We start from the raw sequence: 26,767 nt of genomic DNA, 5'->3' as shown, positions 1-26,767 counted from the left end.
TCACGTGGTCCGCTGGTCGAGCAGGATCGCGTCGCCCTCGATGCGTTCCACGAACTCCGACTCGCAGCGGACGCGCAGCGTGTGGGAGACCTCGTCCAGGATCCGATCCCAGCCGCCGGGCCTGCTGCCCTCGACGCGCAGCACGAGGGTGTCGCGACCCGCGTCCCGCGAGACCACGAGCTGGTACTTGGTGACCAGGCGGTGGCGCAGCAGCACGCTCTTCACCGAGCCCGGCACCACGAACATGCCCTTGACCTTGGTGATGTCCCCGACCCGTCCCACGATGCGGCCGATGCGCGGGGTCGCCGTGCCGCACGCGCAGGGCTCGGCCGTCACGCTGTCGACGAGATCGCCGGTCCGCAGCCGGACGATCGGCATCGCCCGGCGCACGGGGTCGGTGACCACGAGCTCCGCCGGCTCGCTCGCGGAGGCGCCGGTGACCGGCTCGCCGGTCCGCGGGTTCACGAACTCCACGAAGACGTCCTCGCGCAGGTGCATGCCGGGCTCGACGCCGCACTCGGCGGCGACGGGTCCGACGTCCGCGGTGCCGTAGAACTCCCGGACCGAGACCCCGTACTCGCGCTGGATGCGGTCCTTCTCGCGCGGGTCGTGGAGCTCTCCCATCACGATCGCCCGCTTCAGCGGAAGCGTGCGCCCCTGCGCCGCGGCCGTGTCGAGCAGGTGCACCAGGAACGTGGGGAACGCCAGGATGGCGGTGACGCCCAGCCCCTCGATCACCTCGATGTGCCGCTGGGTGTCGCCGGACCCGCCGGGCACCGCCGTCGCGCCCACCTTCTCGAGCGCCTTGCCGAGGATCGTGCCGGCGATGACCCAGTTGTAGAGCGTCGTCTGGTCCACGACGTCGGAGGAGGTGAAGCCGCACGACCTGAAGGTTCCGGCGAACCGTTCGGCGAGGGCGTCGATGTCGGAGGCCGTGAACGGCATGAAGATGGGTCCGGGCGCGACGAACACCCAGGCGATGTCCGCGAGGTCGGCGCCCAGCCGCCGGCCATACGGCGCCGCGTCCGTGACGCCCTCGATCAGCTGCTCCTTGGTCAGCAGCGGCACGTCGGTCCAGGATTCCGGGGAGATGTCGAGCTGACCGAACTCGTCGGCGTACGCCGGGAGCGCCTGCGCGAACCTGGCACTGGCGACGGCTGCCTCCAGTGACCCTGCCCTCAGGAAGTTCGCTGTCAGAAAGTTCGCTGTCAGAAAGTTCGCTGTCAGGAAGTTCTTCGTGTGGTTCAACGGGATCTCTCCACCGTCATGACCGTGCGTCCGACGCCGCTTCGGTCCCTTTGGGCGACAGGCTGCCAGCGAGCTGCGCTTCTGTCAACGTCAACGTTAGTGTTGAAAGCGTGGTCAACTTAAGTGTTGACAGCAGTGGGTTGGCGGCAATACCGTCTTGCGACATGACGATGGCCACAGGACGCGGAAGCGTCGACGTGCCCCTTTATCGGCTCGCGCAGGCGCGGTCGGGCGACAAGAACGACACGTCAGACATCACGGTCTTCTTTCCGAACGCCGAACTCTTCCGGCTGTGCGACGAGCAGCTGAGCGCGGACGCGGTGCGGGCGTTCCTCGCTCCGCTGGTGCTCGGCTCGGTCGACCGCTACGTGATCCCGAACCTCTTCGCGTACAAGTTCGTCTGCCATGCCGCACTGGGTGGCGGGGGCTCCAGCAGCCTGCGCAGCGACAATCTCGGCAAGTCGATGGCCTCGGCGCTGCTCCGCATGGCGGTGCGGAACGTTCCGGCCGGTCTCGCGGAGTCCAGCCCGCTGTTCGCAGGCCCCCCGAAGAAGGACGTGGCATGACGAACTCGCTGCGACTGGCCGCCGGCCAGGCCTTCTACGGTGACGCCTGGCGGCCCGCCCGACGGACCCTCGAGTCGGCCGCCGTCGACTATATGGCCTTCGACGCCCTCGCCGAGCTGACGCTGGCGATCCTCGCGAAGGACCGGGCCCGGGATGCCGACGCCGGCTTCGCGCGCGACCTGCCGCCGATGTTCGCCTCCCTGCTGCCACTCGCCAGGAAAACGGGCACCACCCTGCTGAGCAACGGCGGCGGCCTCAACCCCCTGGCCGCCGCCCGTGCCCTGGTCGGCGCCTGCGCGGCGGCCGGCTTCGCGGACGTGGCCGTCAACGCCGTCAGCGGCGACGACGTGCTGTCCAAGCTCGACGAGTGGGACGCCGCGGGCGTCGACCTCTCCGACCGCGACACGGGACAGCGTTACCGCGACCTGCCGGGCAAGCCGTTGTTCGCCAACGCCTATCTCGGCGCCGCGCCGCTGGTGGAAGCCCTGGCGGAGCCCAGCGACTTCGTCATCACCGGACGGGTCACCGATACCTCGCTCTACCTGGCCCCGCTGATCGCCCGCGGCGTCGTCGACCCCGGCGACCCGGAGTCGATGGCCCGCGGCATCGTGGTCGGCCATCTGCTGGAGTGCTGCGGCCAGGCGTCCGGCGGCAACTTCAGCGGCGACTGGTGGAACGTGCCGAACCTCGAGGACATCGGCTACCCGATCGCGGAAGTCGGCCCCGACCGGATCGTCATCGGGAAGGCGCCGACGACCGGCGGCCGGGTGAGCCGCGCCACCCTGCAGGAGCAGCTGTTCTACGAGATCCACGACCCCGCCACGTACCTGACCCCGGACGTGACGGCCGACTTCTCCGGCGTCGACCTCGTGGACATCGGACCCGACCAGGTAGAGGTCACGGGGGTCCGCGGCCGTCCGGCCCCGGCCACGCTCAAGATGATCGCCGGCCTCGCCGACGGATATCTGGCTTCGGTGTCGCTGCCCTTCGCCTTCCCGTACGCGCTGGACAAGGCCGAGCGCGCCGCCGACATCCTGCTCAAGCAGGTCGCCATCGAACAGATTCCGGTCCGCGAGACCCATGTCGAGTTCGTCGGCGTCAACTCCCTGCACGGTGGTCTCGCCACGACCCCGGCGGCCGACCTCAACGAGGTCGTCATGCGCGTCGCGATCCACACCGGCGATCGGGCCGCGGCGCAGGCCTTCACCAAACTGCTGCCGCCGCTCGCCATCAACAGCTACCCCTTCGTGGGAGGGCTGCGCGGCGGCTCGGTGGTGAGCCAGGTGCTGCGGGAGTGGAGCGTGCTGATCCCCCGGGAGCTCGTCGAGCCGGGCGTGCGGGTCACGAAGGTCGTCCATGAGTGAGCCGCTGGTCCGGACCGAGCAGCGTGGCGAGGTCCACATCGTCTGGCTGAACGAACCGGAGCGGAAGAACCCGCTGAGCGACCCGATGATCGAGCGGCTGTCGGCCGCGCTGCGGTCGCCGGAGGCCAGGGCGGCCGCCGCCGTCGTGATCCGCGGCGCCGGCCGGACGTTCAGCGCCGGCGGCGACCTCCGGCAGTTCCACGCGTCCCTCACGACCGACGCCTCGGAGCAGTTCGAGGCCACGACGTCCTTCCGGCGGCTCTTCCTCGATCTCGACGACCTGCCGGGAGTGACGATCGCGGCCGTCGAGGGCGGCGCGTACGGCGGTGGCTGCGGGCTGGCGGCGGCCTGTGACATCGTGATCGCCGCCGGCACGGCGACGTTCGCCTGTCCCGAGATCCGGCTGGGCGCCTTCCCGATGGTGATCGCGCCCGCGCTCGTCCGCGCCATCGGCGCCCGCAACACGATGGCCCTCGCCGTCTCGGGCGAGAAGGTCGGCGCGACCCGGGCCCGCGAGCTCGGGCTGGTGGCCGAGGTCGTCGACGAGCCGGAGTTCGACTCCTTCCTGTCGGCGTACGTCGACCGCCTCGCCGGGGTGCCGGCGCAGGTGCTGCACATCGGAAAGATGGCGGTGCGGGCGGGCGGGGCGGATGACTACCGCGTCGGCCTGGAGTCAGGCTCGATCCTGCGCTCGCTCCTGTTCTCCTCTCCCGCGTTCCACGACGGCGTGAACGCGTTCGTCCAGCGGGCCCGGAGGTAGGCGGCCGTGCAGAACTACTCCGCCCTGCTCAAGCGGATCGGAGCCCGGCCGGTGGGCCGGCCGGTCGTCGTGGAGCCCTACGTCCCCGACGTCCTGGAGGCCCTCGCCGCGGTGGGGGACTGGGCGGATGTCGCGCCTGTGCTCGTCGGTGACAAGGCCAGGGTCGAGGACCGGCTCCGCGCGTCCACGCTGGACCTCGGCCGGGTGGAGGTCGTCCACGCCGGCTCCTCCGCCGCGGCCGCGGCGGAGGCCGCGGCCCGGGTGGCCGCGGGTGACGCCGACTACGTCGTCAAGGGCTCGATCGCGTCCGCGGATCTGCTCAAGGGGCTGCTGGGACGCGACCGGCTCGGCACCGGCCGGGTCGCGAGCCACCTCTACATCATCGAGGCCCCGGCGTACGCGGGCCGGACCATCGCCTTCGCCGACTCGGGCGTCAACATCGCGCCGGATCTCGCCACCAAGGCCGACATCATCCGCAACTCGGCCGAGGCGCTGCGCGCCCTGGGCGTCAGCCGGCCCCGGCTGGCCGTGCTCAGCGCGGTCGAACTCGTCAAGCCCGGCCTGCTGAGCAGTGTGGACGCCGCCCTCCTGACGGTGATGGCGCACCGGGGACAGCTCGGCGACGTCATCGTCGACGGGCCGCTCTCCATCGACGCGGCACTCTCCGTGGAGGCGGCCCGCAGCAAGTCGCTCGCGGGCGCCGTGCCCGGCCGGGCGGACATCCTGCTGGCGCCGGACATCGACGCCGCGAACATGACCAGCAAGGCGATCATCGGCGCGACCGGGCGCGCCATGGGCGTCGTGCTGGGCGCCAGGGCGCCCATCTCCCTGCCGAGCCGTGGCGATTCCCTCCAGACCCGCGTGCACAGCCTGCTGCTCGCGTCCTATCTCGGTTCCGCGCCGGACGCCGATCCGTGAGAACGGTGCTGTGCGCCGAGGGGCTCTTCGAGCCGTCGGCGGGGCTTCGCCGGTACCTGGACCTGTGGCCTCCGTCCGCCGCGGATCCGGTGCGGCTCCTGTTCGGGGTCCGGCGCACTCCGCTGCCCGCCGGGCTGGCCGGCCCGTACGTGGAGATCGGCACGTTCATGCCCGGCCGTGGACTGCGTGACGTGCCCGATCTGACGTACGAGCGCTACTCCTACTCCCAGATCTGCGGATCACTGACCAGCGGACGCCTCCGGCTCGACGCGTTGATTGCCGTCGGCGGCGGGCCCGCGGCTTCGGGGGCGCGCTCGCTGGGCGTCGTCAACGGCTACCTCCAGCTCGCGGGCGAAATGGCCAGGACGATAGTCCTCGAAGAGATGGCCGATCTCCCGTCCGTGCCCGGAGCGGCTACGGTCCGGCCGCCCGATGCGGTGATCCCGGCTCCACCCGCCCCGGGATTCCGGGGACTGTCCGCGGCGCCCGATCCGATCAGCCGCCGGATCGCCGCACACGTCGCGAGCCTGCTCCCGCCGCGGTGCACGCTCTCCCTCGGGGTGGGCAAGGTGCCCGACGCGCTCGCCGAGGAGTGCCGTGACATGAAGGGGCTGAGACTCGTGTCGGGAGCCCTCGCGGACGGCGCGCGCATGCTCGCCGAGGCCGGGGCGCTCGACGCCGCCGCCGAGGTGATCGGCATGTCGGTCATCGGCGGTCCCGAGGTGATCGACTGGGCGGCGACGGATCCCCGGGTACGGCTGCTGCCGTCCACCCTGGTGCACGACCCGGGCTGGCTGTCCGGCCGGGAGCGGCTGGTCACCGTGCTGGGGGCCCTCAACGTCGACGGTGCGGGCAACGCCAACGCCGAGCGCGTCGCCGGACGGCTGGTCTCCGGCCTCGGCGGCGCCCCCGACCTCGCGGCGGGCGCCGCGGCCAGCCCCGGTGGGCTGTGCGTGATCGCCCTCCCCTCGACCAGCCGTTCCGGGAAGTCCGCCCTGGTGGACTCCCTGGAAACGGTGACCGTCGAGACGCGGCACGTCGGGGCCGTCGTCACGGAGAACGGAGCGGCCGTGAAGGGGGCGTCGACGCGGCGCTGGCGGGCCGACCTGGAACGGATCTTCTGAGGCTGTCAACGTTAGTGTTGACAACCTGCTCATCCCATCACTACCGTCGAGACCGTCCAGTCACTATGTCGCCAAGGAGTGCAGATGGACTTCCAGCCGTTCCCGCACCAGAGCACCAAGCCCGACCTGCGGCGACTGGTCCAGTCGATCTGCGCCAAGTTCGACGAGGACTACTGGGCGTCGTGCGACGAGGAGAAGCGGTTCCCCGAGGAGTTCTTCCGGGAGTTCGCGAAGGCCGGGCTGCTCGGCATCACCATTCCCGAGGAGTACGGCGGCGGTGGCGGGACCCTCTCCGACCAGGTGGCCGTCCTGGAGGAACTGGCTGCCGGCGGTGGCGCGATCAACGCGTGCTCGTCGGTGCACATCCCGCTGCTGTGCATCCCGGCCCTGCTCGCCTTCGGATCGGACGAGCAGAAGCAGGCGTACCTGCCGCGGATCGCCGCCGGCGAGCTGTTCGTCACCTTCGGCGTGACCGAGCCTGACGCGGGCACCGACACGGCGAGCATCAGCACGCGCGCGGTCCCGGCCGACGGCGGCTACCTCGTCTCCGGCACCAAGGTGTGGAACTCCGGCGCGCTGCGCGGTGACAAGATCCTGCTCCTGGCCCGCACGTCCCCGCCCGACTCCGACCGGAAACGAGCCACCGGGCTGACGCTGTTCCTGACCGATCTGAACGCGCCGACCATCGACATCCGCCCGATCCCCAAGATCGGCCGGAACGCCGTGGCGTCGGCGGAGGTCTTCTTCCGCGAGCATTTCATCCCCGATTCTGAGGTCCTCGGCGAGGTGGGCCGCGGTTTCTACCATCTGCTGCACAGCCTCAACGGGGAGCGGCTGTATCTGTCCGCGGAGGCGCTGGGAGTCGGTCGCTGGGCCCTCCGGGCGGCGTCGAAATACGCCGCGGAGCGTGTCGTGTTCGACCGGCCGATCGGCATGAACCAGGCGGTCCAGCACCCGCTGGCCGCGAGCTACCTGGGCCTGCTCGCCGCGGGCCAGGTCGTCTACCGCGCGGTGGAGGAGTACGAGTCGGGAGACCAGGCCGGAGTCGGGACGCTGGCGAACTCCGCGAAGTACCTCGCGACCGAGGCGGCGTTCGCGGCCACCGACAGCTCCATGCAGGTCTTCGGCGGTTACTCCTTCGCGCGGGAGTACCACATCGGCCGGCACTGGATCGAGTCCAGGCTGCAGCGGATCGCGCCGGTGAACAACCAGATGATCCTGAACTTCATCGCCGAGCGTTCGCTCGGCCTGCCGAGGAGCTACTGAGATGCCCGAGGCGGCGGACACCGACTGGCCGGGGGTCAGCCCCCGGGCGGACTTCCTCGCCGGCTGCCGGGTGCTCGAACTGTCGAGCCGGGCGGCGGGCGCCTACGCCGGGCGGCTGCTGGCGCTTCTCGGCGCCGAGGTCACCCGCGTCGACCTGCCTACCGCGTTCGACTGCCGCCCGGACGAGCTCGCCGCCGTCCGGTCGTCCATGGACGAGCACAAGACCACGATCCGGCTCCGGGACGCGGCGCTCGCGATCGGCTCCTGCGACGTGGTGATCTCCGACTGCACGAAGGACGACGCGACCGGCGGAACGGCCCGCGCCGCCGTCGAGGCGCTCCTCGCCGAGCTGCCGCCGAACACGCACGTGGTCGAGATCCCCGCCCACGGGGATGACGCGCGGCCGGCGGGCACCAGCCTCACCGCCTGCGCGGAAGGGGCCATGTCGTGGGCGATCGGCGATCCCGGCGACCGCCCGCTCACGCTGCCCTTCGACATACCCGACTACCTCGCGGGGACCGAGGCCGCGGCCACCGCCGCCCTGGCGCTGCTGACCTCGGTCCAGCGGCCGGGGCAGCGCTGGTCGGTCGCGGTCAGCGACGTGATATCCAACTACGTCGGGCAGATCAGCTCGAACTTCGTGGCGTACGAGCGGCCCTGGCACCGGGACGGCGCCCGCGCGACCATGTCAGGCGGGTCCTACCCCGCCGCCATGTTCCAATGCGAGGACGGCTGGGTGTCCGTGATGTGCAGGACGCAAGTCGAATGGCACGGCCTGGTCGCCGCCCTGGATCGCCCCGAGTGGCTGGCCGACGAGCGCTACCGCGACGCGCGAGTCGTGGCACGCCACCATGCCGACGAGCTCGATCCGATCGTGACCGAATGGTGCCGGTCGCTGTCCCGCGCGGAGGTTTTCGAGGCCGGACGCCGGCACGGCTTCCCGGTCGCTCCCGTGTTGACCGTTCCCGAGGCGATGCGCGAGGAACAACTCCTGCACCGCGCATTCTTCGTCAAGGGACCGTCGGGATCGCTCATTCCAGGCAGCCCCTACCGGGTCACGGATCCGGCGGCGACCGAGCGGCCCGCCCGCGTGCCACGCCTGACGCCCGCCGCCGATGACCGGCCCCTGGCCGGCCTGCGGGTGCTCGACCTCGCCTGGGTGTGGTCCGGGCCCATGGTCACCGCGTCGCTGGCCGACCTCGGCGCCGAGGTGATCAAAGTGGAGAGCCGCGCCCGCCCGGACCCCTCCCGGATGCGTGGACGCGCCTACCGTGACGGCGAGCCGCTCGCCGGGCCCGAACTCGAGGTCACGCCGTACCACAACCAGATGAACCGCGGCAAACGTTCGGTCGAGATCGACATCACCACCGAGGAGGGGGCGGCACTCGTCCGCCGGCTGGCCGCCGAGTGCGACGTGGTCGTGGAGAACATGCGGCCCGGTGTCCTGGCGCGACGCGGTCTCGACTACGCCGGGCTGTCCAAGGACCATCCGGCGCTGGTCATGGTGTCGCTGTCGATGCTCGGCCAGACCGGGCCGCTCAGCGGGATCCGGGGCTACGCCGTGGTGATGTCGGGCCTGGCGGGCCTGGACTCGCTGATCGGGTACGGACCGGACCGGTTGATCGGCACCTTCAATCCCGCGCTGGGGGACCCGAACGGCGCCGCCCACGGTCTGGCGGTCGTGCTGGCCGCGCTCCGCCGGTCCCTGCGCGAGGGGCGCGGCGCGTGGATCGACGTCTCGCAGGTCGAGGCCCTGCTCAGCATCCTCCAGGTCCCGGTGCACCGCGCCCAGGTGGAGGGCCGCGTGCTTCCGCCGGCCAACGGACACGCGACCTGGTGGCCGCACGGCGTCTACCGGTGCGCCGGCGACGACGGCTGGGTGGCGCTCGCGTGCCGCAACGACGACGAGCGCGCCCGCCTGACGAGCTGGTGCGGATCCGCGCAGGACGAACTCGAAGCCACGCTGGAGCGCATGCTCGCCGCCTTACCGCCGGGACGCGTCGTGGCCGAGCTCGCGGTCCTGCGGATTCCGGTGGCCCCCGTGGCGACGTACGAGTCGATGCGGGCGGGCGGCCGGGACGTCTTCGACCTGGTCAGCCACCGCTGGCTGGGGGAGCAGCCGCTGTTCGGCATCGAGTGGCGACAGGACGGCCAGCGGCTCCGGGTCGAGCGACCGGCGCCCCTGCTCGGCGCCGACACCGACGCGGTGCTGACCGGCGTGCTGGGGATGTCCGCGAACGATGTCGCCGGCCTGCGGGCCGCCGGGATCGTCGGGGGCGCGTCATGATCGAGGCGCTCCAGGATCTCTACGCCCGCTACGCGCTGGGCCTCGACGGCGCGGACTTCGACCTCGTGGCCCGCTGCTTCGCGGCCGACGCGACGTACGAAGTCGACGGCGTCTACTCGGCGCGGGGCAAGGACGCGATCATGGACCGGATCCGGTCCCGGTGGCATGCCGGGCGCACCCATCTGACCTGCAACACGCTCTTCGACCGGGAAGACGGCGGCGTCATCCGGGGACGTGCCACCTTCGCCGTCCTGGACGAGCACGCCGCTGTCCTGGCGTGCGGGGAGTACGACGACCGCGTCGTGCTCGGTCCAGAAGGGGAGTGGGTGTTCGCCAGCAGACGCATCAGCTACCGGGCGACCGGCGACGACGACGGACGAGGAGGAGACATGGACAAGCTGGGGCTGGGGGTCGACGAGGTCCTGACGACGACCCGCGCGGTTCGCAAGCGCCTGGACTTCGATCGCCCCGTCGAGCTCGGGGTCATCCGGGAGTGCCTCGAAGTCGCCCTGCAGGCGCCGAGCGGCAGCAACAAGCAGTCCTGGCACTTCGTGGTGGTGCGGGACGAACAGCGCCGCGCGCGGGTCGCGGAGGTGTACCGCAAGGCGTTCGCCGACTACGAGGCCAGTCCGCTCAACTCCGGGCGGCTGTTCGCCGACGACGCCGAGCGGCACGCGGCACAGGGGAAGGTGTTCGGCTCGGCGGCCTACCTCGCGCAGCACCTGCACCGCGTCCCGTGCCTGCTCGTCCCGGTCGCCGCGGGCCGCGCCGACCAGCTGACCTCCGCGCACCGGCAGGCGAACTACTGGGGCGGGATCATTCCCGCCGTGTGGAGCTTCATGCTCGCGGCCCGCGAACGCGGCCTCGGCACGTCGTGGACGACGATGCACCTGCGCTACGAGCAGGAGGTCGCCGACATCCTCGAGATCCCGTACGCCGACTACACGCAGGCCGCCCTCGTTCCGGTCGCCTACACCCTCGGCACCGATTTCCGCCCCGGGCCACGGCAGCCACTCGACGACGTCCTTCACCTGAACCGGTGGTGACCCGGACCTGAGCCGCCTCCTCCCTCCGGCCCTTCGGCAGGCCTGAGGGGACGCTGTTTTCGGACTGTGAAACGCCGCAACCCTGCACGCCCAAGCAGTCAACGATTATGTTGACACAAAGGATTGTAAACAGTTATGTTGACGCCCAGAAAGTCCCAGCCAGGATCGCCCGGTGAGTCGGGTCTGCAGTCAGGGGTGAAGATGTCGGACAGGAGCGAGCCGGACTACCAGTTCGTGATCATCGGGGCCGGCGTGTGTGGGCTGTACCAGCTGCATCGGTTGCTCGGGCTGGGCGCGAAGGTGACGGTGCTGGAAATGAACGGCGGCGTGGGCGGGACCTGGTTCCGCAACCGCTACCCCGGATGCCGGTTCGACTCGGAGTCCTACACCTACGCGTACTCGTTCTCGCCGGAACTGCTGGCGGAGTGGGACTGGTCCGAGCGGTTCGCCGCGCAACCGGAGACCCTGCGCTACCTCAACCACGTCGCGGACAAGTTCGGCCTGCGGGAGCACATCCAGTTCGACACGACGGTCGTCGCGGCGCACTGGGAGGAGGAGCACCTCCAGTGGCGGGTGCGGACCGACGACGGCCGGGAGATCACCACCCGGTTCCTGATGACGGCGATGGGCCTGCTCTCGGTGCCGACCACCCCGCGGCTGCCGGGGCTCGAGACCTTCGGCGGACGGGCGTTCCACACCTTCGACTGGCCCGAGGACCTGGACGTCTCCGGGAAGCGCGTCGCGGTGGTCGGCACCGGCTCGACCGGCGTGCAGGTGATCTCCACGATCGCCGAGCAGGTCGCGCGGCTCACGGTCTTCCAGCTGGACGCGAACTGGTGCGCGCCGCTGCACAACGGTCCCATCAGCGCCGAGGAGATGGCCCAGATCAAGGACTCGTACGACGAGATCTTCCAGCGCTGCTTCGACTCACCCAACGGATTCATCCACCGGCCGGACCGCCGGCGCAGCACCGATGTGACCCGGGAGGAGCGCCTCGCCTGGTGGGAGGAGCTCTACGACTCGCCGGGCTTCGGGATCTGGCTGGGAAACTTCCGGGACACGCTGATGGACGAAACCGCCAACGCGGAGCTGTCGGAGTTCATCGCGAGCAAGATCCGCGAGCGGGTGCAGGACCCGGCCGTCGCCGAGATCCTGATCCCGAAGGACCACGGGTTCGGGACCAAGCGCGTGCCGCTCGAAACCGGCTACTACGAGGTCTACAACCGCCAGAACGTCGAGCTCGTCGATCTGAACGTGACGCCGATCCAGCAGGTGACCCCCACCGGGATCAGGACCGCCGGCGGCGAGTGCGCCCGCGACTTCGACTTCGACGTCATCGTCTTCGCCACCGGCTTCGACGCGGTCACCGGCGCCTTCGACCGGATCGACTTCGTCGGCGAGAACGGCGTACGCCTGCGGGACAAGTGGGCCGACGGACCCGACACCTATCTCGGGGTGCAGACCACGGCCTTCCCGAACCTGCTCACGCTCGTCGGCCCCCAGTCGGGATCGGTCGCCGCCAACTTCCCCCGCGGCATCGAGGACATCGTCAACTGGATGATCGTGTTCGTGTCGTACCTCCTGGAGCACGACATCGTGCGGGTGGCCGCCACCAGGGAGGCCGAACTCGCGTGGCTCGACCACGTCATGGAGATCAACGACAGGGTCCTGATGAGCAAGGTCAAGTCGTGGTTCAACGGCCACAACCGCAATCTCGACCGGGATGAGCGGCCGCGGGCGATGATCTACACGGGCGGCGCGGTGCGCTACCGTCGCCTGCTCGCGGAGGAAGCGGCCCGCGGGTACTCCAGCTTCGCGATGACGCGGGTTTCCTGAGCGTCAAGGCTGCGGCGACAGGCCGTCCAGGACCATGTGCACGAACCCCTCGGCGATCTCCTTGGCGGTGGTCCTGCCGTCGGGATCGAACCACCGGTGACTCCAGCTGACCATGCCGATGACACCGTGCGCGACCAGACCCGGTGACAGGGGCGACGACAGCGAGCCGTCGCCGAAACCTTCGGTGACGATGTCGCGCACGGCGGTGTGGTAGAGGTCGCCGAGCTTGGAGAGTTCGGCCCGCCAGTCCTGCGACTCCGCCACCTTGGCCGAGCTGCGGCCCTGGCGCCGCCCGGGTCCCCGGCGCCCGAAGTCCTCCGCGACGAAGATGTACAGGTGCGGATAGTTCTCCGCGTAGCTCTTCATCAGGAGGCGGATCATCTCCCTGAGCTTGTCCGCGCCCGTCCCCGCTCCGGACCGGACGATCTCGACCTGCTCGACGTTCTTCTGGACGATCTCTTCGACGAGCGCGCGGTAGAGCTCCTCCTTCGAGGAGACGTAGTAGTACAGGCTCGCGCGGTCGAGCTTGGCGCGGCTGGCGATGTCGTTCAGGGACGCGCCGTCGAGGCCCTGTTCCCGAAAGGTTTCCGCCGCCGCCTTCATCAGCGCCTGCCGGCGCTCCACGTAGACCGCGCTCTGCTCCCGTGCGGCGATCTTACGGCGGCGGCTGATGTCGCTTGTCATGGGAGGGTGCCCTTCCTGCGCCGACTCAATACAAGTGTTGACGGCGCCACGTTATACGACGGCGAAGGCTATGTCGCGTTGTCAACGTTACTGTTGACACACCCTCGATGGGGCGGAAGGATGGTCTCCAGAGCGACGAAGGGAAGTGGAGTCCGGGATGGGTGCGGAACTGATGACCGAGGTCTCGGGGCGGGGAGCTCTGGCGAACATCGACGGGACGGTCATCAAGCGGGCCATGGCCGCCGTCAGCACGATGGAGGTGCGCAGCCTCGGCCTCCAGGTGCGCAACGGCAAGGGACCCGTGGGGCCCCGGCGGCAGCCGCCACAGCACTTCATGGTCCGTGACGGCGGGGACGCGGCGCTGGCGCCGGAAGCGTCGGCCCGGCACGGCTTCTCCTTCAGCGACGACATCCTGCTGATCCCCACGCACGGGACCACGCACATGGACGCGCTCTGCCACGTCTGGCAGGACGGCAGGATGTACGGCGACCTCCCCGCCGATCTGGTGACCAGCCGCGGGGCGAAGCGTCTCGGGATCGAGGAGGCCGGCCCGGTCGTCACCAGGGTCCTCATCGTCGACGCCGTCCCCGAGGGCCGCCCGTGGCTGGATGCCGCCGAACCGGTCTCGCTGGATCTCGTCCGGCACAGGCTCGACGCCGCCGGTCTCGTCCCCGAACGAGGCGACGCCCTGTTCCTGCGCACCGGCTGGGTTGAGGCCTGGGCGGCGGGTGTGCAAGACCAGCTGGGCTGGGGCGGCCTCGACGTCGACGCGATCGACTGGGTCCTCGAGAGCGGCTTCCCGATCATCGGCGCCGACAACATCGGCGTGGAGATGTCGCCGGCGAGCGACCCGGCGTGCGCCGTTCCGCTGCACGTCCGGCTCATGCGGGACCACGGCGTGTACTTCGTCGAACTCCTCGACCTGGCCGGCTTCGCCGGCGCGGCCGTGGCCGGGATGCTGACGCTCGCCCCGCTGAACATCGTGGGGGCGACCGCCAGCCCGCTGGCCCCGGTCGTGGTGTTCTGACATGGCGACAGCGGTCGTCTCCGGCCTGGGTGAGGTTCACCCCCAGCGCCGATCCGGGCGTCACGCGCAGTCGTTGCTGCTGGAGGCCATCGACGCCGCGATAGCCGACGCCGGCATCGCCAGGGCGGACATCGACGGAGTGATCACCGAGGCGATGCTCACCCCGCCGGTGCTCACGGTCGACAAGCTCGCCCCGGCCCTCGGGCTGGACTCGCTGCGTTACCAGGGCCTGTCCAGTCCGGTGGGGGCGGGCATCCTGCTCGCCGTCGCCCAGGCGCACAGCGTGGTCGAGGCGGGTCTCGCCCGCCACGTGCTGACGTTCTTCGGCGTCGACTGGGGTACGCACGGATCCGGGCCGGCCGGGATCCACGGCGCCATGGACGCCAAGCGGGAGGTCGAGTACCCGATCGGCTTCAGCGGGCCGCAGCTGTACTTCGCGACGATGGCGACGCGGTACGCCCACCGCTATGGCCTCTCCGCCGCCGAGCTGGAGGATCTGCTCTGTCGCGTCGCGACGTCGGCTCGCCGTAACGCCCAGCGGCACGCGCACGCCCAAGCCCGGGACGAGCTCGGCCCGGACGACTACCGGGCGCAGCCGTACTTCGCCCAGCCGCTGCGACGGGCGGACATTTCGCTGCTGAGCGACGGCGCCGTGGCGATGGTCGTGTCTGCCGGCGACGCCGTAGCCGCGGAGAAGAGAGTCGTCACCCTCGCCGGCTGGGGTCACGCCGTCCAGCCGTTGCCCGACGAGGCCTTCTACACGCAGAGCCGGGACCTTCCCCATCTGCCCGCGACGGAGGCCGTGGCCGCGACGGTGGCCGAGCGCGCGGGCCAGGACGTCGCGTCCGCGGACATGTTCCAGCTGTACGACTGTTTCACCATGGCCACCGTCGTGCAGCTGGAGGCGCTCGGGATCACCAAGCCCGGGCGAACCCTGGAAGCGGTCGCGGGACGCCAGCTCGACATCGGCGGTGCTCTCCCGACGAACACACACGGGGGGCTCCTGTCGCACGGCTACCTGCTCGGTGCCGCGCACGTGTCCGAGGCGGTGCGGCAGCTGCGGCACGAGGCGCTCGGCAACCAGGTCAAGGACGCCACCACGGCGTTCGTGGGGGCCGGGCCCGGCCGTCAGTACACCGGCTTGCTGTTCCGGAGGACCGATGCCTGAAGAGTTCCTGTCCGATGTGCTGGATGGCGACGGCTACCGGTTCTGGCATCTCAGCCTGGATCAAGGGGTCGTCCGTATCACGCGGTGCCAGGACTGCCGCCGGTGGCAGTGGTACCCGCTGGTGGCGTGCCCGGCCTGCGGGTGCCAGACCTGGCAGTGGGACGACGTCGGCACGAGCGGCGTTGTCCATTCCTGGACCAGGGTGATCCGCCCCACCGTAAGACGGCCGGGGCTCGAACCGCCGTATGTCCTGGGCGTGATTGAACTGCCTCAGGCCGACGGCGCTCGCCTGGTCGCGCTCGCCGTCTCGCCCGACGAGGACCCTCGTATCGGTGACACGGTTCAGCTGCGGGTCCGGCGGGGCGAGTCCGAATCCATCCTGGTCTTCCAGCACTGACAGGGGGCCGGTCGTGACCCGGCCCCCCCTTGCTGTCGTTAGCTGGCGTATGCCTCCAGTTCGAAGATGCGGGCGGCGGTGTCGCTGTCACTCGTGGGAGTGATGACATTTAGTCGTATATATCGGGCGGATGCCGGGGTGAACGTGTGCGTGGTCGTACTTGCGGTGTTATTTCGCACCGTTGCCACGTTCGTCCACGTCGTGCCGTTGGTGCTGAGCTGGACGTCGAAGTCCTTGGTGTTCCAGGAGGTCTTCTCGCCGCCCGCGCCCGAATGGCGGATGACGACCTTGCTGACCGTCGTGGCCGACTGGAGGTCGACGCGGAGCCACTTGGAGGCGCCCAGGGAGCACCACTTGTCGGCCAGGCCGGCGTTGTAGGTTCCGTTGACGGCCTTGGCGGGGCCTTCGCCCGCGGCGCACTGGCTGTCGGCGGTGGCGGGCTTGTTGAGGGCCAGGTTCGGGGTGCCCGTTTGCGGGACGTACAGGCGGAGATCGGTGAGGCTGGCGCTGCCCTCGTACACGTTGGTGTAGAGGTCGCCGATCACGAAGTAGTCGGGGTAGGACGAGCCGGCGGGCCACTGGTTGGGCCAGGTGGTGCTGCCGTTGGGCTCGTTCTGGACCAGGTTGGCGTTGTAGCGGCCGTCGTACTCGCCCGGCGCGGTGTTGTAGTGCCAGATCGGCGCGTTGTTAACGATGAACGGCCGGTGCATCCGGATCGTCCGCTGACCTGACCGGGCGAAGTTTCCGGTCACCTCGAGCACGTAACCGGTCGCGTCACGCTCGATGGCGAAGGTGTAGAACTGGTTCGGCATCAGCTCGGGCTGGAGTTCGGCCGCCGAGGACAGCTGCTGCTCCGCCACGCCGTTGGAGCACGGCGTCATGAACCACTGCGAGTTCCCCGCCAGCCCACCAGGACCCGGGTTCCAGTTCGGCAGCCCGCTGATCCACATGTTGACCGTGTTGAAGTTGCCGTCCCGGTAGTTGTAGTACGTGTTGTTCGCGGCGTTACAAACCCGCCCACCGGTCCCTGACCCCACCCGATCCGGATGCTGGGAGAAGGAGTCCATCAGCACTTTGCGCCGGTAGTGCCAGAAGTGGTTGTTCCGCGGCGCGGGATTGGCGAAGTCCACGATCGCCATGAAGTGGAACCCGTTATACCCATAAGGGCCAGACCTGACGTCCTGCCACTCGCAGTACGGGACCGACGCGTTACCGGTCCACCCCGGCGAACGCGACCCTTCACCCCATGGGTGCTGCGTCTTACACCCCGTGTTGCTGTACCCGTTGGTCCGGTTGTTGTACGTGATCGACCCGTTCCGCTTCCCCCCGAAGTCCAGCGTCTTCAGCTTGTACTCCACGCGATACCGATCAGGCAGCCGGTTCGTCGGCCGCAGGATCACGCCACCCGTGTGATCGGGCACGTTCATCACCGCCACGCTCTCGGCGCCGAGCGGCTGCGTGGTGAGCGTCGGCGGATTCTCGATCACGCCGTCCTTGTTCCAGTCGCGGGCCGACAAGGATGCGGTCAGCCAGCCGCTCTGCCCGACCGGGAACTCCTTCCGGTAGGTGTTGAAGGAGTTGAGCGCCGTGGTCCACGCGGGCCCGTAGTCGTTGCGGTACCACTGCCCGGGATCATCCATGATCGTGTCGAACGGCTGGGCGTAGGTGTCCCGCGTCCAGGGCACGTTCCCCGGATTCAGCGCGGAGGTGAACGTCTCGTTGTAGAGGAGGGTCCAGCCGGGGCGGGTGGGATCATCGGCGACCGCCTCTGGGCTGGTCGCGACCGTTCCGGTGAGGAGGAGGGCGGAGGCGGCCGCGGCGATGGTCGCCCGGCGCATGAGGGTTTTCTTCATTGGTCCTTCTCAGGAAGGGAGGGCCAGGTGGCGTCGCCGTCCGCCACCGGGCCGCGGGGGGCTTAGAAGCTGCCGTCCGGGTTCATGAACTGTTTCGCGTTCTCCTTGGTGACTCGGGGGGACGGAACGACCGTGTCCTTCTCGACCTGGGCGCCGCCCAGGATCTCGACCGCCCGGTCCAGGCCCATGGCGCCGATGATGTCGGCGTCGTTGAGGCCGGTGACCAGGTAGTTGGTGCCGTCCATGATCGCCTTCAGCGCCTCGGCCTGGCCGTCCACGCCGGCGATGATGATCTGGTCGGTCTTGCCGGCGTCCGCGATCGCCCGCTGCGCGCCCAGGCACATCGCGTCGTTCTCGCAGAACACCGCCTTCAGGTCGCCGTTGGTGGCGAGCAGGCTCTCCATCACGGTGAGCCCGCCGTCCGAACCCCAGTTGCCGAAGTCCGGGGCCTCGACCAGCGTGATGTTGGACTTGGCGGACAGCACCGACTTGACGCCGTTGGTCCGGGCCGAGCCGATCGTGTTGTCGGCCGGGCCGCCCTTGATGATGCCGACCTTGCCGCCGTCGGGCAGCTTCTCGGCCAGGAACTCGCCGTTCTGCCGCCCGATGGCCTCGTTGTCGGGGCCGATCCAGCTGGTGTACTCACCGGTCTGGAACTTGCGGTCCACCAGCACGACCGGCTTGCCGGCCGCCTTGATGGAGTTGAGCACCGCGGGCGCGGACTCCAGCGGGCCGCCGGAGATGATGACCGCGTCCACGTTCTTGCTCAGCAGGTCCTCCACGTTGGAGGCGAGCTTGGCCGCGTCCCCGTTCGCGTCCGTGCTGATGATCTCGACGTTGCCCTTCTTCTGTGCCTGCGCGGCGATGGCCTTGTCCATCCCGCTGAAGTACGGCCCGCCGAGCATGAAGTTGGCGACGCCGATGGTGTATTTGCCGTCACCGGACGCCGACGCCGCGGGAGCGGCCGGGTCAGGTCCGGACGAGCAGCCGGTGATGACCAGGGCGAGTGCGCCCGCCAATAACAATCTTCTCGTGATCATGGTGACTTCTCCCAGGGGTCAGCCGCGCACCCGGTTGGTGCGCTGGACGAGGATGACGGCGATGATGATCAACCCCTTGAGCACTTGCTGCCAGAAGCTCTGGACGCCGTACAGGTTGAGCAGGTTGTTGATCAGGACCAGCACGAGGACGCCGCCGAAGGTGGCGCGGGTGGAACCGCGCCCGCCGGCCAGGCTGGCGCCGCCGATCACGCACGCGGCGATGGCGTCCAGCTCGAACGCCACGCCCACGCTCGGCTGGGCGATTCCGACGCGGCTGGCCAGGATGACCCCGGCCAGGCCGGCGCAGGCGCCGCTGATCGTGTACGCGAGCGTCACGTGCCGGGGCACGTTGATGCCCGCGAGCCGGACCGTCTCGGCGTTGCCACCGATCGCCACGATGGAACGCCCGGCCGGGGTGCGGGTCAGGAACACCCCGCCGGCCGCGAAGACGGCCAGCATGATGAGCGTGCTGACCGGGATGGGACCGGCCATCGCCGAGCCGAGGGTGAAGAACGCCGGGTCCTCAGGCGCGATCGGCACCTCGGAGTAGACGAAGGCGAGGCCGCGGATGGTGGTGAGCGAGGCCAGCGTGACCACGAAGGCGGCCAGCCCGAACCGGGACACCAGGACGCCGTTGATCAGCCCGAAGCCGACGCCGGAGAGCACGCCGGCGAGCATGGCCACCGGGATGGGCAAGCCGGTCACCAGGCCCGCGGTGAGGATGCCGGAGAAGGCCACGATCGAGCCCACCGACAGGTCGATGCCGCCGGTGAGGATGACCACCAGCATGCCGAACGCCAGCAGTCCGGTGGTGACCATCTGCTTGAGCAGGTTGGTGAGGTTGGTCTGGGTGAGGAAGGTGTCGGAGGTGAGCGCGGCCACCGCCACCAGCAGCACGATCAGCGACACGAACGCCGCCGTGACGAAGATGTCCCGCCCGTTGCGGATTCTGGCGATGTGCCCGGTCATGCGGCCTGTCCGATCGCGTGCGCGAGGATCTCGTCCTCGGTGGTGGTCTCCGAGCGCAGGTCACCGGCCAGCCGGCCCTCGCGCATCACCAGCACCCGGTCGGTCGCGCCGAGCACCTCGGTGAGGTCGGAGGAGATGAGCAGCACGGCGAGACCCTGCCGGGCCAGGTCGTCGACCATGCGGTAGATGTCCACCCGGGTGGCCATGTCGACGCCCCGGGTGGGTTCGTCCAGGATCAGCACGCGCGGCCCGGCCAGCAGCCATTTCGCCAGTACGGCCTTCTGCTGGTTACCGCCGCTGAGCGAGCCCACCGGCATGGTGGCGCACCGGCCGGGCTGGATGCTGAGCCGGTCGATCATCTCGGTGACGCGGCGTTTCCGTCCGGCGGCGTCGATCAAGGGTCCGCGCCGGTTCTCGCGCATCGTGGCGAGCGCGATGTTGTCCAGCACGGTCATGCCGAGGATCAGGCCGGAACGTTTGCGGTCCTCGGTGACCAGGGCGAGCCCGGCGGCGATCGCCTCGGCGGGGGAGCGGTAAGCGCCGTTTCCCTTCGTCGCGGGTTCCGCGCCGAACACGCACCTGGCCATCTCGCTGCGGCCCGAACCGACCAGGCCGAACAGTCCGACGATCTCCCCGGCACGCAGCTCGAACGAGATGTCCTCGAACTCACCCCTCCGGGAAAGTCCGGAAATTTCGAGTCTTGTCTCGGCGGGGGGTTCGCGGCGGGCGGGGTAGATCTGTTCCAGGCGACGGCCGGCCATCAGGCCGATCAGTTCGGATTCGCTGGTCTTCGCCGGTTCCGTGGTGGCGATGATGAGGCCGTCCTTGATGACCACGATCGAGTCGGCGAGTTCCATGACCTCGGCCAGGCGGTGCGAGACGTAGACGACCAGCACGCCGCGTTCCCGCAGTCGCCGGATCAGCGCGAACAGGGACTCCAGGTCGCTGCCTGCCAGCACCGCCGACGGTTCGTCGAGCACCAGCACCTTGACCTCACCGGCCAGCGCCTTGGCGATCTCCACCATCTGCTGCCTGGCCACCGAGAGGCGGCCCGCGAGCACGCGCGGGTCGATCGCCCCGAAACCGGCGCCGTCCAGCAGTTCCCGCGCCCTCCGGTGCGCCTCCGGCCAGTCGATCAGGCCGCCGCGTCGCCGGGGGAACGCGCCCATCAGCAGGTTCTCGGTCACCGACAGCCCGCCGACGATGGACAGCTCCTGGTAGACCGTGCGGATGCCGCGCGCGTGCGCGTCGTGCGGGGAGCGCAGGTCGACCCGCTCGCCGTCGATGCGCAGCTCGCCCGAGGTCATCCGCTGGGCGCCCGCCAGGATGCGGATCAGCGTGGACTTTCCGGCGCCGTTCGCGCCGACCACGGCGAGCACCTCGCCCGGCCGACCGGTGAGGTCCACGCCGTGCAGGACTTCCACGTCGCCGTAGCTTTGCCGTACGCCCCTGAGTTCGAGGCTCATCCGAACGCCTCCATGACGATGATCGACTTCTGCCGGGTGAAGTCGAGGACCGTCTCGTGCAGGCCCTCGCGGTAGCCGCCGGTGTCCTTGGTGCCGCCGAACGGGAGGTTCTCGGCGCGCAGGGCGGTGGAGCCGTTGATCACCACGCCGCCGACGTCCAGGTGCCTGGCCAGGGTGAACGCGCGGGAGACGTCACGGGTGAAGACGGCGGCGTGCAGGCCGTACGGGGATTGGTTGGCCAGGCGGACGGCTTCCATGGGGTCGGTGAAGCGGGCCACGGGGGCGACCGGGCCGAAGATCTCCTCGGCGAAGGCGGCGCTTTCCGCGGGGACGTCGGTGAGGACGACCGGGTCGACGAACGCGCCGCGTCGGGAGCCGCCCGCGACGAGGTTGGCGCCGTCGACGATCAGGCGGTCGACGGCAGCGGATACGCGTTCGGCGGCGTCTTCGGTGATCAGGGGGCCGACGTCGGTGGATTCCTGGAGCTGGTCGCCGACGACGAGTTTGGCCGTCTGGTCCAGCAGGGAGGCCAGGAATGCGTCGTGGATGCCGTCCTGGGCGTACACGCGCTTGACCGCGCAGCAGATCTGGCCGTTGCCGCGGGCGAGGCGGCCGAGCACGACCGCCTTGGCGGCCTCCTCGGGGTCGGCGTCGTCGCAGACGATGAGCGCGTCGTTGCCGCCGAGCTCGAGGAAGACCTTCTTCAATGTGCCAGCGGCCAGGGTTGCGATCGCGCGTCCTGCGGCGGTGCTGCCGGTAAGACTGATCGCGGCGATCCCCGGCAGGGTGGCCAGTGACTGGGAGACCGCGACACCACCGGTGACCAGCTGGTGCGCGTGCTCCGGCAGGCCAACGGTGGCGATCAGTTCGGCGACCCTGGTCAGCGCCAGCGGGCATTTGGCGGGCGGCTGCACCACGACCGCGTTTCCGGCGGCCAGGGCGGCGGCGGCCTTGTGCGCGTACAGCTCGACCGGGTAGTTGAACGGCACCAGCGCGGCGACCACCCCGAGCGGCTCGCGGGTGGTCACGGCGAGGTGCCTTTCCAGGCCGGGTACGGCATCCAGCGGGATCTGGCGGCCGAACAGCCGGGTGGCCTCGCCCGCGTAGCCGCGGAAGATCCGGATCGCGGCCTCCACCTCGCCCCTCGTCTGCGGGATCGGCTTGCCGTTCTCGGCCGCGAGCAGCTCAGCGAGGTCGTCCTTCTCGGCCTCGATCCGGCCGGCGATCGTGAGCAGCAGTTCGGCGCGGCGGTGCGCGGGCAGGGCCGCCATCGCGCGCTGGCCCTCCTGCGCCGCCTCGACCACGGCGGCCACCTCCCGCGCGTCCAGATCCGGCACCTCGCCGAGGTGCTCTCCGGTGCCGGGGTTGAGGACGGCGATAGGCATGTGGGGACTCCTGTCGGTCATGGCCGGAGGCCGTTCTTGGTGGGGCCGTAGCCGAGGCGGTGGCTGATGTCGGCGGCCATGGTGAGGGCGCGGGGGGCCAGGCGGTGGCAGTCGTCGATGCTGAACCGGCCCGCGGGGGCCGACACGCTGAACGCGCCGACCGGCTGACCCGCGGAGTTGCGGATCGGGAGGCCGACGCAGCGCACGCCTTCCTCGTTCTCCTCGTCGTCGATCGCGAAGCCCTGGCGGCGGATCAGTTCCAGTTCGGCGAGCAGGTCGTCGCCGGTCAGGGTGCGCGGCGTGCGGAGATCGAGGTGCCCGGACAGGACTTCGTCGATGGTCGGGGTGTCGAGCAGGGCGAGCACGGCCTTGCCCATCGCGGTGCAGTGCAAGGGGGCGCGGTTGCCGATCCGGGACACCAGGCGCACCGACTTGGCGCTCTCCACCTTGTCGATGTAGACGATCTGGTGGCCCACCGGGATGCCCAGGTGCACGGTCTCGCCGCTGAGCTCGACCAGTTCCGCCAGGTACGGCTGCGCGACCGCGCGCAGGCCGTCCTCGTCGAGGTACTGACCGGCCAGCATGATCAAGGTTACGCCGAGGCGGTAACAGCCCGCCGCGTCACGATCCAGAACGCGCAGTTCCAGCAATGAAGTGACATATCGGTGAGCTGTGCTCACCGCCACGCCGGCCCGGGCGGCCAGGGCGCCGAGCGTGATTCCGCCCCGGCCCGCCTCGGACACGGCGGCAACGATTTCGAAAGCCTTGTCAACACTCGACGACTTTCTGCCGCTTCGCATTCGAGTTACTCGAATCTATTTTCATATTCCTGCAACATAATTGCGAGAGTTCCATCAGCGGTTGATGGTGTCAAGACTTCAGGGCGCGCGGCAGGAAACGCCCTGTTGCTGTCGTGGAGCGCCTTTTAGTGGCGTATTGCGCAATTTGTGGCGCGAAGCGTGTGCTACTGAGAAGTAGCTTGCATAGTATGCGTTAGGTTTTGCACCTTAGTTTGTCTATTTTGCAGTGTGTCTGACGCGCGGTGCCGCGCTAGTTCGCGGTGAGGCTGCGCTGGGCGAGCAAGGAGTCGCGGATCTCGCCCGAGCGGATGGCGGTGGTGGAGAGCAGCGTCGAGGTGAGGCCGTGGGAGTGCTCGGTGCCGCCCTGCAGGTAGATTCCGGCGGTGACCTGGGGGGCGACCTGGACGCGGTGGTCGCGGCCCACCCGGATCGCGTCCTCGTCGTCGCGCAGGCAGAGCTTGGTGGTCTCGCCGAGCAGGGTGCCGATGTCCTGCGGGCGGTAACCGGTGGCGTGCACCAGCAGGTCGGCGTCGAGGACCTCGTGCTCGCCGGTCGGCAGATACTCCACGGTGACGGCGAGTCGCCCGTCGTGTTCGCGTACGTCCCTGATGCGGGAGACGTTCAGCATGCGCAGGCGTCGCCGGCCGTGGACCTGCTCGCGGTACATGGTCGCGTACAGGGATTGGATCAGTTCGGAGTCGACCACCGAGTAGTTGGTGCTGCGGTGGTACTCCAGCAGGGACTGCTTCACCTCGGGCGGGGAGGTGTAGTAGACGTCCACCGCTTCCGGGTCGAAGATGCGGTTGGCGAAGGGGGTGTCGTCGGCGGGCGTGTAGCCGTACTTGGCGAAGACCGCGCAGACCTCGGCGTCGGCGAAGACGCGGTGCAGGTAGTCGACCGCCTCGGCCGCGCTCTGCCCGGCGCCCAGGACGAGCGCCCGGCGGACCGGCGCGCCGGCCATCTCGGCGACCCGGGGGATCAGCTCGCTGGTGTGGCAGACCCTCTCGGAGAGTACGGTTCCCGGCGGCAGGTGGGGCTCCAGGCCGACCGCCACGGAGATGTTCCTGGCGCGGCGCACCACCGTGCGGTCCGGGTTGTCGGGATCGCGGCTGGTGACGTCGAACCAGCGGATCTCGCCGCCTTCGGCCCTTACCGGCTCGACCTGCAGGACTTCCGCCGAATACTCCACCAGGTGCCGCATCCGGGCCGCCGCCCACTCGAAGTAGTCATGGAACTCGGCGCGTAACGGGAACAGCGTCTTCTGGTTGAGAAAGTCCACCAAACGGCCACGTTCCCGCAGGTAGCACAGGAAGCTGAAGTCGCTGGCCGGGTTCCGCATGGTGACCAGGTCCTTCGGAAACGACACCTGCATGGTCGCGTCGTCGAGCAACATGCCCTTGTGCCAGCCGAACTGCGGCTGCCGCTCCAGGAAACCGGCGGTGATCACGTCTGCGGATGTGTTGTTGTGCTCCTCGATCGCGATGGACAACGCCAGATTGGACGGCCCGAAGCCGATCCCCAGCACGTCGTAAACAGCTTCCGGCCCGGTGCGCAGCGTGGTCACCGCGACATCGCCTCCTTCATCGCTCGTATGGTAGATAAGGTTAGCCTTACCTTGCAACAAGGGCGCGATGGAGAGGAAACCACACCATGCGGGTAGTTATGTTCGGCTATCAGACCTGGGGACACCGCACGCTGCAGGCTCTGCTGGACTCCCGGCATGAGGTGGTCCTGGCGGTGACGCATCCGCGGAGCGAGCACGCGTACGAGAAGATCTGGGACGATTCGGTGGCGGATCTGGCGGCGGAGAGCGGCGTGCCGGCGCTGCTCAGGAACCGGCCCACTGATCTCGTCGAGGTGATCCGTGAGCTCGCGCCTGATCTCATCGTCGCCAACAACTGGCGTACCTGGTTACCGGCGGAGATTTTTGATCTGCCGGTGCATGGGACGCTGAATGTGCATGACTCGCTGCTGCCCGCGTATGCGGGGTTCTCGCCGTTGATCTGGGCGCTTATCAATGGGGAGAAGGAGGTGGGGGTGACGGCGCATCGGATGAACGCCGAGCTTGACGCGGGGGACATTCTGGTGCAGCGTGCGGTGCCGGTCGGGCCCGGTGATACCGCGACCGATTTGTTCTTCCGTACTGTGGATCTGATCGCGCCGATCGTTCATGACGCGCTTGAGCTGATCGATTCCGGTGATGCGGTATGGACTCCTCAGGATCGGAGTGCCGCCAGTTTCTTTCACAAGCGGGCGATCGAGGACAGCCGGATCGATTGGACGTGGCCCGCCGAGGATCTGGAACGCCTTATTCGGGCGCAATCCGACCCTTATCCGAACGCGTACACGTTCTGCCGGGGCGAGCGTCTGCGCATCATCTCCGCCGCCGTCTCCCAGGCTCGGTACGGAGGGACGCCTGGCCGTATCTTCATCCGCGAGGGGGACGGGGTGGTCATCGTCGCGGGGGCCGACGCACGCAACGGCCGGAGCCCGGGTCTGCTGGTGAAGCGCGTCAGAACAGAGGACGGGACCGAACACGCCGCCACCGATTACTTCAAGACCATGGGGGGCTATCTGACCGGCCATCCGTAAGCCGGGGGTTTGGCTATCCGGTGGCCCGCTTTTTCTGGCGGACCAGGCAGAAAGGATGACTTGCCGGGTCCGCGTAGATACGCCAGCTTCGTCCAGCAAGACCTTCATCCAGGACAGTCGCGCCCCAGGACAGCACCTGGTCGTGTGCTCGGTCCAGGTCCGGGACGCCGAAGTCCAGATGGAACTGCTGAGGCCGGAGCGGGTCCGGCCACCGCGGAGGCTGGTAGTCCGCCGCTCGCTGGAAGGCGATCACGAGACCGGACGGTGCGTGCAGCGTTGCCCAGTCGTCGTCGAGTGACCACCGCCGATCGGGCTGGTTGACGGCCCCGCCGAGCAGCGACTGGTAGAACGTGGCGAGTTCCATCGGATCGGGGCAGTCCAGGACGACGCATTCCAGCTCGGCGATCACGGCCAGATCCTAGAACGCCGTTGGGGGTGTGTAGACCGATGTTGCGGAACAACGCCGTCAGCGGTGGTCGCCGCGCCTTTCTTGCTGGAGGAAGTCATGACCTCGTCGGTACGGCCGCCCTTCACTCGGGAGAGCGCGATGGAGAAGGTCCGCCTGGCTGAGGACGCCTGGAACACCCGAGACCCCGAGAAGGTGGCGCTCGGCTATACCGTCGACAGTTGGTGGCGCAACCGCGCCGAGTTCCTCAACGGCCGCGAGGAGATCATCGCCTTCCTGACCAGGAAGTGGAACAGGGAGCTGGACTACCGGCTCATCAAGGAGCTGTGGGCTTTTACCGGCAATCGCATCGCGGTCCGCTTCGCGTACGAATGCCATGACGACTCCGGCCAGTGGTATCGCTCGTACGGCAACGAGAACTGGGAGTTCGACGACGATGGCCTGATGATGCGCCGCTACGCCTGCATCAACGACCTCCCGATCACGGAAGCCGATCGCAAGTATCACTGGACCCTCGGCCGCCGCCCCGACGACCACCCCGGCCTAAGCGACCTGGGTCTGTGAG

24 protein-coding genes are annotated in these 26,767 nt (G+C 69.3%); 14 read left to right on the top strand and 10 right to left on the bottom strand.

Features of this window, described 5'->3' with window-relative positions; genetic code table 11:
- Window positions 1-1,248 carry a phenylacetate--CoA ligase family protein gene (locus Aple_RS11185; RefSeq protein WP_155344464.1) on the bottom strand — a complete coding sequence of 416 codons (1,248 nt, stop codon included), beginning with the start codon at window positions 1,246-1,248 and terminating at the stop codon, window positions 1-3.
- 164 nt (window positions 1,249-1,412) lie between these two features.
- Between Aple_RS11185 and Aple_RS11180 the strand changes: the two genes are divergently transcribed.
- The 9 genes from Aple_RS11180 (at window position 1,413) to Aple_RS11140 (ending at window position 12,415) form a co-directional block, all read left to right on the top strand.
- On the top strand, window positions 1,413-1,814 hold the full coding sequence (locus Aple_RS11180) for an AtuA-related protein (RefSeq protein WP_218038245.1): 402 nt from the start codon (window positions 1,413-1,415) through the stop codon (window positions 1,812-1,814).
- On the top strand, window positions 1,811-3,178 hold the full coding sequence (locus Aple_RS11175; RefSeq protein WP_155344463.1) for an acyclic terpene utilization AtuA family protein: 1,368 nt from the start codon (window positions 1,811-1,813) through the stop codon (window positions 3,176-3,178). The genes Aple_RS11180 and Aple_RS11175 overlap by 4 nt, the downstream gene beginning before the upstream one ends.
- Window positions 3,171-3,938, top strand: a complete 768-nt coding sequence (locus Aple_RS11170; protein ID WP_155344462.1) for an enoyl-CoA hydratase/isomerase family protein — start codon at window positions 3,171-3,173, stop codon at window positions 3,936-3,938. The genes Aple_RS11175 and Aple_RS11170 overlap by 8 nt, the downstream gene beginning before the upstream one ends.
- 6 nt (window positions 3,939-3,944) lie before the next feature.
- Window positions 3,945-4,856: a phosphate acyltransferase gene (locus tag Aple_RS11165; RefSeq protein ID WP_155344461.1), complete on the top strand. Its 912-nt coding sequence runs from the start codon at window positions 3,945-3,947 to the stop codon at window positions 4,854-4,856.
- On the top strand, window positions 4,853-5,980 hold the full coding sequence (locus tag Aple_RS11160; protein ID WP_155344460.1) for an acetyl-CoA hydrolase/transferase C-terminal domain-containing protein: 1,128 nt from the start codon (window positions 4,853-4,855) through the stop codon (window positions 5,978-5,980). Before Aple_RS11165 ends, Aple_RS11160 begins: the two co-directional genes overlap by 4 nt.
- A gap of 84 nt (window positions 5,981-6,064) precedes the next feature.
- Window positions 6,065-7,246 (top strand): acyl-CoA dehydrogenase family protein, encoded by a 1,182-nt coding sequence (locus Aple_RS11155; protein WP_155344459.1) that lies wholly within the window; start codon window positions 6,065-6,067, stop codon window positions 7,244-7,246.
- 1 nt (window position 7,247) lies between these two features.
- Complete coding sequence (locus tag Aple_RS11150; protein WP_155344458.1) at window positions 7,248-9,533, top strand: CaiB/BaiF CoA-transferase family protein; 2,286 nt, start codon at window positions 7,248-7,250, stop codon at window positions 9,531-9,533.
- Entirely contained in the window at window positions 9,530-10,579 is a 1,050-nt protein-coding gene (locus Aple_RS11145) for a nitroreductase family protein (protein ID WP_155344457.1), read from the top strand. Before Aple_RS11150 ends, Aple_RS11145 begins: the two co-directional genes overlap by 4 nt.
- A gap of 201 nt (window positions 10,580-10,780) precedes the next feature.
- Window positions 10,781-12,415, top strand: a complete 1,635-nt coding sequence (locus Aple_RS11140) for a flavin-containing monooxygenase (RefSeq protein WP_155344456.1) — start codon at window positions 10,781-10,783, stop codon at window positions 12,413-12,415.
- Between the two features lie 3 nt (window positions 12,416-12,418).
- Here the strand turns inward: Aple_RS11140 and Aple_RS11135 are convergent, their stop codons facing one another.
- Window positions 12,419-13,099 (bottom strand): TetR/AcrR family transcriptional regulator, encoded by a 681-nt coding sequence (locus Aple_RS11135; protein WP_155344455.1) that lies wholly within the window; start codon window positions 13,097-13,099, stop codon window positions 12,419-12,421.
- Window positions 13,100-13,256: 157 nt separating this feature from the next.
- Between Aple_RS11135 and Aple_RS11130 the strand changes: the two genes are divergently transcribed.
- Genes Aple_RS11130 through Aple_RS11120 form a run of 3 tightly spaced genes read left to right on the top strand, consistent with a single transcriptional unit; the run spans window position 13,257 to window position 15,691 of the window.
- Window positions 13,257-14,126 carry a cyclase family protein gene (locus tag Aple_RS11130; RefSeq protein ID WP_155344454.1) on the top strand — a complete coding sequence of 290 codons (870 nt, stop codon included), beginning with the start codon at window positions 13,257-13,259 and terminating at the stop codon, window positions 14,124-14,126.
- Window position 14,127: 1 nt separating this feature from the next.
- On the top strand, window positions 14,128-15,294 hold the full coding sequence (locus Aple_RS11125) for a thiolase family protein (RefSeq protein WP_155344453.1): 1,167 nt from the start codon (window positions 14,128-14,130) through the stop codon (window positions 15,292-15,294).
- On the top strand, window positions 15,287-15,691 hold the full coding sequence (locus Aple_RS11120) for a Zn-ribbon domain-containing OB-fold protein (RefSeq protein WP_155344452.1): 405 nt from the start codon (window positions 15,287-15,289) through the stop codon (window positions 15,689-15,691). Before Aple_RS11125 ends, Aple_RS11120 begins: the two co-directional genes overlap by 8 nt.
- A 38-nt stretch (window positions 15,692-15,729) precedes the next feature.
- Here Aple_RS11120 and Aple_RS11115 read toward each other — a convergent pair whose 3' ends face one another.
- The 7 genes from Aple_RS11115 to Aple_RS11085 form a co-directional block, all read right to left on the bottom strand.
- Window positions 15,730-17,544 (bottom strand): discoidin domain-containing protein, encoded by a 1,815-nt coding sequence (locus Aple_RS11115; protein ID WP_155344451.1) that lies wholly within the window; start codon window positions 17,542-17,544, stop codon window positions 15,730-15,732.
- 62 nt (window positions 17,545-17,606) lie between these two features.
- Window positions 17,607-18,584: a substrate-binding domain-containing protein gene (locus tag Aple_RS11110; protein WP_155344450.1), complete on the bottom strand. Its 978-nt coding sequence runs from the start codon at window positions 18,582-18,584 to the stop codon at window positions 17,607-17,609.
- Window positions 18,585-18,602: 18 nt separating this feature from the next.
- Window positions 18,603-19,553: an ABC transporter permease gene (locus Aple_RS11105; RefSeq protein ID WP_155344449.1), complete on the bottom strand. Its 951-nt coding sequence runs from the start codon at window positions 19,551-19,553 to the stop codon at window positions 18,603-18,605.
- The gene (locus Aple_RS11100) at window positions 19,550-21,019 is read right to left on the bottom strand and encodes a sugar ABC transporter ATP-binding protein (protein WP_155344448.1); all 1,470 of its coding nucleotides are present in this window, start codon (window positions 21,017-21,019) and stop codon (window positions 19,550-19,552) included. The genes Aple_RS11105 and Aple_RS11100 overlap by 4 nt, the downstream gene beginning before the upstream one ends.
- On the bottom strand, window positions 21,016-22,404 hold the full coding sequence (locus Aple_RS11095) for an aldehyde dehydrogenase family protein (RefSeq protein ID WP_155344447.1): 1,389 nt from the start codon (window positions 22,402-22,404) through the stop codon (window positions 21,016-21,018). The genes Aple_RS11100 and Aple_RS11095 overlap by 4 nt, the downstream gene beginning before the upstream one ends.
- 17 nt (window positions 22,405-22,421) lie before the next feature.
- Window positions 22,422-23,204 carry an IclR family transcriptional regulator gene (locus tag Aple_RS11090; protein WP_155344446.1) on the bottom strand — a complete coding sequence of 261 codons (783 nt, stop codon included), beginning with the start codon at window positions 23,202-23,204 and terminating at the stop codon, window positions 22,422-22,424.
- 250 nt (window positions 23,205-23,454) lie between these two features.
- Complete coding sequence (locus tag Aple_RS11085) at window positions 23,455-24,768, bottom strand: lysine N(6)-hydroxylase/L-ornithine N(5)-oxygenase family protein (protein WP_155344445.1); 1,314 nt, start codon at window positions 24,766-24,768, stop codon at window positions 23,455-23,457.
- Window positions 24,769-24,866: 98 nt separating this feature from the next.
- On the opposite strand from Aple_RS11085, the gene Aple_RS11080 reads away from it, so the two are divergent.
- The gene (locus tag Aple_RS11080; protein ID WP_246264364.1) at window positions 24,867-25,796 is read left to right on the top strand and encodes a methionyl-tRNA formyltransferase; all 930 of its coding nucleotides are present in this window, start codon (window positions 24,867-24,869) and stop codon (window positions 25,794-25,796) included.
- A gap of 13 nt (window positions 25,797-25,809) precedes the next feature.
- Here the strand turns inward: Aple_RS11080 and Aple_RS11075 are convergent, their stop codons facing one another.
- Entirely contained in the window at window positions 25,810-26,205 is a 396-nt protein-coding gene (locus tag Aple_RS11075; protein WP_155344443.1) for a VOC family protein, read from the bottom strand.
- Between the two features lie 96 nt (window positions 26,206-26,301).
- Between Aple_RS11075 and Aple_RS11070 the strand changes: the two genes are divergently transcribed.
- Complete coding sequence (locus Aple_RS11070; protein WP_155344442.1) at window positions 26,302-26,766, top strand: nuclear transport factor 2 family protein; 465 nt, start codon at window positions 26,302-26,304, stop codon at window positions 26,764-26,766.
- Window position 26,767 lies beyond the last annotated feature (1 nt).

Source organism: Acrocarpospora pleiomorpha, from assembly GCF_009687885.1.
Lineage (GTDB): Bacteria > Actinomycetota > Actinomycetes > Streptosporangiales > Streptosporangiaceae > Acrocarpospora > Acrocarpospora pleiomorpha.
The sequence above is the reverse complement of the archived record's forward strand: the minus strand, read 5'-3'. Positions and strand labels throughout refer to the sequence as shown.